Annotated in this window: 5 protein-coding genes and 1 pseudogene; 2 read left to right on the forward strand and 4 right to left on the reverse strand. The window is 60.3% G+C overall.

Features of this window, described 5'->3' with window-relative positions:
- The 4 genes and pseudogenes from AC2VLV_RS04650 to dnaA form a co-directional block, all read right to left on the reverse strand.
- Positions 1-316: pseudogene (locus tag AC2VLV_RS04650) on the reverse strand (hypothetical protein); the annotation flags it as partial.
- A gap of 241 nt (positions 317-557) precedes the next feature.
- Positions 558-3,041, reverse strand: a complete 2,484-nt coding sequence (gene gyrB, locus AC2VLV_RS04655; RefSeq protein WP_486988862.1) for a DNA topoisomerase (ATP-hydrolyzing) subunit B — start codon at positions 3,039-3,041, stop codon at positions 558-560.
- Positions 3,042-3,135: 94 nt separating this feature from the next.
- A complete protein-coding gene (gene dnaN / locus AC2VLV_RS04660; protein WP_486988863.1) occupies positions 3,136-4,251 on the reverse strand; it encodes a DNA polymerase III subunit beta in 1,116 nt (371 codons plus the stop codon).
- Between the two features lie 250 nt (positions 4,252-4,501).
- The gene (gene dnaA / locus AC2VLV_RS04665; RefSeq protein WP_486988864.1) at positions 4,502-5,956 is read right to left on the reverse strand and encodes a chromosomal replication initiator protein DnaA; all 1,455 of its coding nucleotides are present in this window, start codon (positions 5,954-5,956) and stop codon (positions 4,502-4,504) included.
- A gap of 546 nt (positions 5,957-6,502) precedes the next feature.
- On the opposite strand from dnaA, the gene rpmH reads away from it, so the two are divergent.
- Together rpmH and AC2VLV_RS04675 are read left to right on the forward strand one after the other, a co-directional pair.
- Positions 6,503-6,637, forward strand: a complete 135-nt coding sequence (rpmH, locus tag AC2VLV_RS04670) for a 50S ribosomal protein L34 (protein ID WP_486988865.1) — start codon at positions 6,503-6,505, stop codon at positions 6,635-6,637.
- Between the two features lie 131 nt (positions 6,638-6,768).
- A complete protein-coding gene (locus AC2VLV_RS04675) occupies positions 6,769-7,185 on the forward strand; it encodes a ribonuclease P protein component (protein ID WP_486988866.1) in 417 nt (138 codons plus the stop codon).
- Positions 7,186-7,219 lie beyond the last annotated feature (34 nt).

The raw sequence follows: 7,219 nt of genomic DNA on the forward strand, positions 1-7,219 counted from the left end.
ATGCAACCAAGGCCGGATATAAGGCAGCAGCCGACTTCTTCACAACACAACGCCAATTGCTCTTGATCGCCGGGAGGCATCCATATAAGAAGCCATGGTCGATCCCGACCAGGGTCGGCGGGCCCTCGGCGAGCACCTCGAGCAGCCAGTGGGCGATTCCCCTTCGCGTCCAGTACTTGCGCGGGCTCGGCGGCGGCTGGATTTCGACAGCTGGCGCTCCCGGCGTGGCCTGGTAGACCCGCAGGCCCTTGAGGCTGGACTCGGCGGTCTCGGCGCCCGAGTAGTCGATGCCGATGTAGCGCTGGAAGTCCGGCATGTTCAAGCCTCCCCAACTTGGGTGAGAGACACCCGCGGAACCGTCGCAAGCATGACGCGTTCAAGCTCCAAAATGGCCCGTTCAGGCACGTACTGCGCGGGACGTCGATCTTGAAAGAATCGAGGAATTCCGTTCTATCTCATTGATTATAAACAAAAATCCCCGAACCTCTCGGCCGGGGATTTTTTTGCATGTGTGAGAATTTTTGCAAGTCAGATGAGAACCTACACTACAAACGTCGTTAAACATCCAGATTCGCCGCCCGCAGGGCGTTGGTTTCGATGAAATCGCGGCGGGGTTCGACTTCGTCGCCCATGAGCATGGTGAACACGCGGTCGGCTTCAATGGCGTCGTCGATCTGTACGCGCAGCAGGCGGCGCACGGCGGGGTCCATGGTGGTTTCCCAGAGCTGTTCGGGGTTCATTTCGCCCAGGCCTTTGTAGCGCTGGCGGCCGACGGTGTTTTCGGCCTGGCGGATGAGCCAGTCCATAGCTTCGCGGAAGCTGGCCACCGCGGCTTCCTTGGCGTTGTCGCCGTTGCCGCGCCGCACGGTGGAGCCTGCGGCGATGAGGCCGTGGAAGGTCTGCGCGGCCTGCGCCAGCACGGCGTAGTCGGCGCCGTGGACGAAGTCGGCGTGCAGCACGGAGGATTTGAGGTTGCCGTGGTGACGGCGCACGATGCGCAGAAACGGCTTTTCGGTGCGCGGGTCGATCTCGGCGAGCACTTGCGGGGCTTCGCCGTGGTCGGTGTGCTGCGCCAGATAGGCGGCGAGCGCGTCGGCGCTGCCTTGGGCGGCATGGTCGAGGTCGATGACGACGCCGTCAACGATGGCGCGCAGCGCCTGCTCGTCCATGAACACGCCCAGACGGGCGATCACGGCCTCGGCCAGAACATGCTGACGAGCGAGCTGTTCGAGGGTTTCGCCCGCCAGAGGCGCCGGGGTTTCGGGGCGGTGGATAGTGGCGTCTTTGAGCGCCACGCGTAGCAGGTAGGCGTCGAGCTCGGAGGCGTCTTTGAGGTATTGCTCATCCTTGCCGTGTTTGACTTTGTAGAGCGGCGGCTGGGCGATGTAGATGTGCCCGCGTTCGACGATCTCGGGCATCTGACGGAAGAAGAAGGTGAGCAGCAGGGTGCGGATGTGGGCGCCGTCCACGTCGGCATCGGTCATGATGATGATGCGGTGGTAGCGCAGCTTGTCGATGTTGAAATCGTCCTTGCCGATGCTGGTGCCCATCGCGGTGATGAGGGTGAGGATTTCGTTGCTGGTGAGCAGCTTCTCGAAGCGCGCCTTTTCGACATTGAGAATCTTGCCGCGCAGCGGCAGGATGGCCTGGAATTTACGGTCGCGGCCCTGTTTGGCCGAACCGCCAGCAGAGTCGCCCTCCACCAGATAGAGCTCGCACAGCGCGGGGTCTTTTTCCTGGCAGTCGGCCAGCTTTCCGGGCAGGCCCAGGCCGTCCATCACGCCTTTTCGGCGGGTCATTTCGCGCGCTTTGCGCGCGGCTTCGCGGGCGCGGGCGGCGTCGATGATCTTGCCGCAGATGATCTTGGCGTCATTGGGGGTTTCGAGCAGATAGTCGGACAGGGCCTTGGCCACGAGGTCTTCGACCGGGCCGCGCACTTCGCTCGACACCAGCTTGTCCTTGGTCTGGCTGCTGAATTTGGGGTCGGGCACTTTCACCGACAACACGCAGGTGAGGCCTTCGCGCATGTCGTCGCCGCTGATCTCGACCTTGGCTTTCTTGGCCAGCTCGTTGTCATCGATGTATTTGTTGATGACGCGGGTCATCGCCGCGCGCAGGCCGGTGAGGTGGGTGCCGCCGTCGCGCTGCGGAATGTTATTGGTGAAGCACTGCACGGTTTCGGCGTAGCCATCGTTCCACTGCATGGAGACTTCCACGCTGATGGTGCTGCCCACCTCGGAAGCTTTCTCGGCCTGGGCGTAAAAAATGTTGGGGTGCAGCACGCTCTTGCCGCGGTTGATGTATTCGACAAAGCCTTTCACCCCGCCGGAGAAGGCGAAGTTTTCTTCCTTGCCCTGGCGCTCATCCACCAGGCGGATCTTGACGCCGTGGTTGAGGAAGGAAAGCTCGCGCAGGCGCTTGGCCAGCATTTCGTAATGGAAATCGACGGTGGTGAAAATCTCGGTATCGGGCAGAAAGTGCACCTCGGTGCCGCGCTTGTCGGTCTTGCCGGTGACGGGTGCGGCAGAGACTTCCACGCCATCGATCATCTGTATCTGCCGGTTTTGCAGCGCGCCGCGGGCGAATTCGAGGGTATGCACCTCGCCGTCTCGCCGCACCACAAGCCGCAGCCATTGCGACAGGGCGTTGACGCAGCTCACGCCCACGCCGTGCAGGCCGCCGGAGACCTTGTAGCTGTTCTGGTTGAACTTGCCCCCGGCGTGCAGCTCGGTAAGGGCGATTTCGGCCGCGCTGCGCTTGGGCTCGTGCTTGTCGTCCATCTTGACGCCAGTGGGAATGCCCCGCCCGTTGTCGGACACGCTGATGGAGTTGTCGGAGTGGATGGTGACGACGATGTCATCACAAAACCCGGCCAGGGCTTCGTCGATGGAGTTGTCGACGACTTCGAACACCAGGTGGTGCAGGCCGGTGCCGTCTGAGGTGTCGCCGATGTACATGCCGGGACGTTTGCGCACCGCTTCGAGTCCCTCCAGGATTTGAATGGAATTTTCGCTGTAGCTGTCGTTCTTCGGTTCGTTCATCAGACACTTTCAAAAACAGATTCCATGAGCTTTCATGGAAAAAAATCGATACGGTGGCGCCGGGTGAGGTGGAATACGTGCGGTAGGCGCCCGGTCAGATCCGCATGGGCATGACCACATACTTGAAGTTGGGCTCGTCGGGCATGGTGAACAGCGCGCTGCTGTTGCCGTCCTGCAGTTCGAGGCGGATCTGGTCGGAAGGCATATTGGCCAGCGCGTCGATGAGGTAGGCGATGTTGAAGCCGATTTCGATGACGTCGCCGCCGTAGTCGATATCGATTTCTTCCTGCGCTTCTTCCTGCTCGGCGTTGATGGAGGTCAGGCGCAACAGCCCCGGTTCGAGGTTGACGCGCACGCCCTTGAACTTGTCGTTGGTCAGAATGGCCACCCGCTGCAGCGCCGCCTGCAGGGTCGTGCGCTCGACCTGCAGCATATTGCGGTGCCCCTTGGGCACGACGCGCTGGTAATCGGGAAACTTGCCTTCGATGAGCTTGCTGGTGAATTCCAGCCCGTCCATGCTCAAGCGCGCCTGATTGCTGGCCAGGGCGATGTCGATCATGGCGTCGTCTTCATCGCTGAGCAGGCGGCTGAGTTCGAGCACGGTCTTGCGCGGCAGAATGATTTCGCGCCGCTCCACCGCTGTTTCCAGTGGGGCGGTGGCCAGGGTCATGCGGTGTCCGTCGGTAGCCACCAGATGCATCTGCTGCCCATCGGCCACCCACAACATGCCGTTGAGGTAGTAGCGGATGTCGTGCTGCGCCATGGCGAAGTGGGTCAGGCCGAGCAGGCGCTTGAGCAGCTTTTGCGGCAAGCGCAGGGCGTGGTCACTGAAGTCGGTCGCAGCGCGTACCAGCGGAAAGTCTTCGGCCGGCAGGGTTTGCAGACTGAAGCGACTTTTGGCAGCCCGAACCGTCATCTTGCCGTCTGACCATTCCAGGGTCACATTGCCGGGGCTGGCCGCGCGCAGGATGTCGAGCAGCTTGCGCATATTGACGGTGATGGCGGCGTCTTCCGCACTGGTCTGTACCGCCTCGCCCGCTTGCAGACGGATCTGCACTTCCATGTCGCTGGTGATGAACAGCGTGCCATTCGCGTTGTGCTGGATGAGCACATTGGCGAGGATCGGCAGGGTTTGGCGGCGCTCGACGATGCCCGCTCCCTGTCCGAGCAGTTTGAGCAGTTCATCGCGGGAAGACGTCAATCTGTTCATTCTTTCTTTTCCTTTATTCAGAATAGGACTGATAGTAAGGGTCGGCCTGTGTTGTGGATAAGACAAAAAACGCTGTATTCATGCGGTTTGCGCAGCAGCCGAGGTCTGTGGACAAGCAGTCTGGAGCGAAAGGACGGTTTGGAACAACTTGACCGAAAACGCACTCAACCCCGACTTATCCAGAAACTCTTCACACACTACACAACGACTTGTTCATTTTGAGGAGAGAGCTACTAAAAACGGTTCGGCTTCAGGCTTTGAGGGTTTGCTCGAGCACATGGAGCTGTTGGTTGAGTTCCTGCAGTTTGATGCGCTCCTGTCCGATCTTGCGCACCGCATGCAGCACCGTGGTGTGATCGCGTCCCCCGAACAGCTCGCCGATCTCCGGCAGGCTCTTGTGCGTCAGCTCCTTGGCGAGATACATGGCGATCTGGCGCGGGCGGGCGATGCTGGCGGGGCGTTTTTTGGAATACATATCGGCCACTTTGATCTTGTAGAAGTCGGCCACTGTTTTCTGGATGTTTTCGACCGACACCTGGCGATTTTGCAGCGAGAGCAGATCTTTCAGCGCTTCCTTGGCCAGACCGATTGACACGTCCTGGCCGCTGAAGCGGGCGTAGGCCAGAATCTTGCGCAGTGCACCTTCGAGTTCGCGCACATTCGAGCGCACGTTCTTGGCGACAAAAAACGCCACTTCTTCCGGCAGATTGGCCAGTTCGGCATCGGCCTTGCGCAGCAGAATGGCGACGCGCATTTCGAGTTCGGGCGGTTCGATGGCAACGGTCAGACCGGAATCGAAGCGGGAGACCAGGCGCTGATCCATCTCCCGGAGTTCCTTGGGGTAGGTGTCGCTGGTGAGAATGATCTGCGAGCGTTTGGTGATCAGCGCTTCGAAAGCGTAGAAAAACTCTTCCTGCGTCTTGTCTTTGCCGGCGAAAAACTGCACATCGTCGATCAGCAGCAGATCGAGCGAGTGGTAGTAGCGCTTGAATTCCTCAAAGGCCTTGCGCTGGTAGGCACGCACCACTTCGCTGACGAACTGTTCGGCCTGCAGGTAGCGGATGCGCGCGCCCGGCTGTTGCGCCAGCAGGGCGTTGCCGACGGCGTGCATGAGGTGAGTCTTGCCCAGACCGACGCCGCCGTAGATGAACAGCGGGTTGTAGGAACGCCCGGGGTTTTCCGCGACCTGAATGGCCGCGGCGCGGGCGAGCTGGTTGGCCTTGCCGGTAACCAGGGTTTCGAAGCTGAGCATGGGGTTGAGGCGCGAGCGCTCCAGGGCATCGGCTTCTGCGGCATCTTTCACCGCGTTGTTCACGCCTTCGAGACCAAGCAACTGCGGGGCCGTGGCGTGGTCGGTGGAGGGAGTCACTTGCACTGATCCAGATGGGGAGCTTGCCCCATTGCCGGACTGCAAACCCTGCGCCCCGCTGTGATGCAGGGCGGCGCGCGCCGGCGCTTTCTGCACGATGAAGTCGACTTGCACGGGACGGCCCACGATCGCGCTGAGTGACTCGGTGATGCGCGCGCCATATTGTGAGCGCAACCAGTCGAGCTTGAAGCGGTTGGGGACGTGCAGGATGGCGGTGCTGCCATCCTCGCTCCAGTGGGGGGAGGACAGCGGTTTGATCCAGGCGGCGAATTGCTGATCGGGGATGACCGTGGCCAGCTGGGCGCAGCACTGCTGCCAGGATTGTTCTTGAGTCATGCAGAAACGGCGAAAGAGACGAGTTCCAGAAGGCGCTAGCTAGACAGAAGCCCGGTAAAGAACAGGGCAGCGCGTCTTGAGGGGAGACGAGAAATTTTCTGAACGATTTTCAGGACATTCGACATTCAGCCAGGGCGTGCGAGGGCAAGTTGGCCGCCTGCGTAGCACTGTTGAAAGCGCCGTCGATCGTCACACGTTGGAAAGCGTCCAGTTTAACTCCACAGTGCAAGTTATCCACAGACGGAACAGGCAATTTTTCTTTGGGTCCGGAGGTTTTCGCTGCAGGGTGCATTTGAGGCGCGCCCTCGCTGATTTTGAACGCCCACAGAGCCAGGGTTTTCTGGAAAAAACCTCTTTTTATTGACAAGAGTATGGAATCTCATTCCAATGGAGGGCTTTTTTTCGGAATCTGGGTCTTGCGCAATGCAAGACTTCAAGTTTTCTGGGCGCGCGTTCTTTGGATTTGTGGGGTGGTGTGCAACCGTGTGCACCGCATGAACGCACAGGTTCTTGCGCGCAGCTCCTATTTTTATCAAGGTGAGTTTCATGAAACGTACTTATCAACCTTCGAAGACCCGCCGTCAGCGTACGCACGGCTTTTTGGTGCGGATGAAGACCAAGGGTGGCCGCGCGGTCATCAAAGCGCGCCGCGCCAAGGGCCGCAAGCGTCTGGCTGTCTAAGATTCGCTGGGCTGTTGGGTTTGAACGATCTGCGGCTTGCTACTTTGCAGGCTGCCGATATCGATCTTTCGGCAGTCGGGAACGTCATGGCAGATCAGCCGATCTCGCGGTCGGGGCCTCTGCATCTCGAAATGTTGCGGCAACCCGATGCGTTTGCCGCGATGTTTGCTGCGCGCTACGCGCAACAGGCCGAATTTCGCCTGCATTACCGCGCGGCGCCGACCGAGTGGGTGCAAAATGCCGCCCCTGCCTCTGCTCAGCCGCGCTGCTGGCTTGGTTTGGTCATTCCGAAAAAGTTCTGCAAACCTGCGGTACGGCGCAATCTGATCAAGCGGGTGGTGCGCCAGGCGCTGCGTGAATTGCGGCTGCCGAGCGAGGCACAGATGCAGGCGCCGGTGCTGATGCTGCGGTTGACGCGCAAATTGCCGACGGAATTCCGCAGCGCCCGTTCGCCGGCTTTGCTGGCTTATGTGCAGCGGGCAGTGAACGCTTTGCTCAAAAGCTGGATCGAACGCACGGTCGTGGTGTCTGGGCGAAGTGCCGCATGAAGTCTGTTCTGATCGGTCTGGTACGGCTGTACCG

The organism is Thiomonas sp. TH-17, assembly GCF_057473305.1.